Below are 1,716 nucleotides of genomic sequence, written 5' to 3'. Positions count from 1 at the left end.
TGCGCCTTCCGCATCTGTCGAACTTCACCGACTTCGACCCGCTTTCGCGCGTGCCCGGCATGGGCGTGCGCTACGTTTCCTCGACGACCGATCTGGGCCGACCCGACCTGGTGGTGCTTCCCGGCTCGAAGTCCACGCTCGACGACGCGCGCTGGCTTGCGGCTAGCGGCATCGGAGCCTGTGTACGCGCGCTTTCGGGCGCGGGCACGCCGGTGCTCGGCATATGCGGAGGCTACCAGCTTTTGGGAGACGAGCTTTCCGACCCGCACGGCAGGGAAGGCGCTGGCACCGCGCGCGGGCTCGGGCTCATCCCTGCAAATACGGTGTTCAAGGAGGAAAAGCGCCTCGCCCAGTCGGAGCTGCGCATCACGGGCGCCCAAGGCGCGTTCTCGGTGTGGAACGGCATGACGGCGCGCGGGTACGAGATTCACGACGGCGATACGACCGTCTCCTGCGCCCCTGCGGGCACGATTGGCGGCAAACCAGAAGGCGCGGCCTGCGGAAACGTGTTCGGAACCTATCTCCACGGCCTGTTCGACGAACCGGGGGTGGCACTCGCCCTCGCGCGCTCGCTCGCGCGCATGCGCGGCCTGCCCGAGAGCGTCGTGGGTGCTGAGGGCGCGGTGTCCGCGGCCGATCACCGTGCGCGCGAGTTCGACCGCCTGGCCGACTCCGTGCGCGGGGCGCTCGACATGGAGTATGTCTACCGCATTATCGAGGAGGGCGTATGATCCACGTGTATCATGGCGACGGCAAAGGCAAGACCACGGCGGCGATGGGGCTCGCCCTTCGCATGCTCGCCGCAGGCCGCCGCGTCGTCGTCGTGCAGTTCCTGAAAGACGGCGAAAGCGGGGAGGCGCGCCTGCTCGCCGAGCATTTCGGCGTGCCCGTGTTCGCGGGGAAGGCGTCGGACAAGTTTACCTGGTCCATGACGTCGGAAGAACTTGCCGCGACGCGCGAGTTGCACGATGGGAACCTCGCTTCCGCGCTCGCCGAGCTCGAGGGCGCGCAGGAGGGGCTGCTCGTGCTCGACGAGGCGCTCGACGCGCTTTCGAAGGGGCTTGTCGACGAGGCGCTCGTGGACCGCGCGCTCGATATGTCCGCGCGCGGCGTCGAAGTAGCGCTCACCGGGCGCGCGCCTTCCCGCAAGATCGTGGAGAAGGCCGACTACATAACCGAGATGCGGTGCGAGAAACACCCCTACGAGCAGGGGATATGTGCAAGGGAAGGAGTGGAGTACTAGATGGATTCCAAGGAGATGGCGCCCGGCGACATCGAGCGGCGCAGCTTTGAGATCATCACCGAAGAGCTCGGCGGCCGCACGTTCCCGCCGCTCGAAGAGCCCGTCGTGAAGCGCGTCATCCACACCACTGCTGACTTCTCGTACGCCGATTCCCTCGTGTTCACCCATGACGCCGCGCACTGTGCGCTCGACGCACTGCGCGCAGGGGCCACGGTGCTCACCGACACGAACATGGCGCTCGCAGGCATAAGCAAGCCCGCGCTCGCGAAGATCGGCTGCCAGGCCGTGTGCTATATGGCCGACCCTGATGTCGCCGCAACGGCGCGCGCCGCGGGCACGACTCGCGCCGTTGCGAGCATGGACAAAGCTTGCGGCATCGAGGGTCCGCTCATCGTGGCCGTCGGCAACGCTCCCACAGCACTTCTGCGCCTCGCCGAGCTCATGGACGCGGGGAAGATCGCGCCCGCGCTCGT

At 67.5% G+C, this 1,716-nt stretch carries 2 protein-coding genes and 1 pseudogene; all 3 read left to right on the top strand.

What is annotated here, in order from left to right:
• Window positions 1-731, top strand: a pseudogene (locus ACT84W_RS10040) (cobyric acid synthase); the annotation flags it as partial.
• Window positions 728-1,243, top strand: coding sequence for a cob(I)yrinic acid a,c-diamide adenosyltransferase (locus ACT84W_RS10035; RefSeq protein WP_035138235.1), 516 nt, complete (start codon window positions 728-730; stop codon window positions 1,241-1,243). The pseudogene ACT84W_RS10040 and the gene ACT84W_RS10035, both read left to right, overlap by 4 nt.
• Window positions 1,244-1,716, top strand: a 473-nt coding sequence (locus ACT84W_RS10030) for a precorrin-8X methylmutase (RefSeq protein WP_444329106.1), incomplete at its 3' end; no start/stop codon positions are given.

Origin of the sequence: Paratractidigestivibacter sp. (assembly GCF_052362415.1) — a bacterium.
GTDB lineage: Bacteria > Actinomycetota > Coriobacteriia > Coriobacteriales > Atopobiaceae > Paratractidigestivibacter.
Note: the sequence above shows the minus strand (reverse complement) of the source record. Positions and strands in the feature narration are given on the sequence as shown.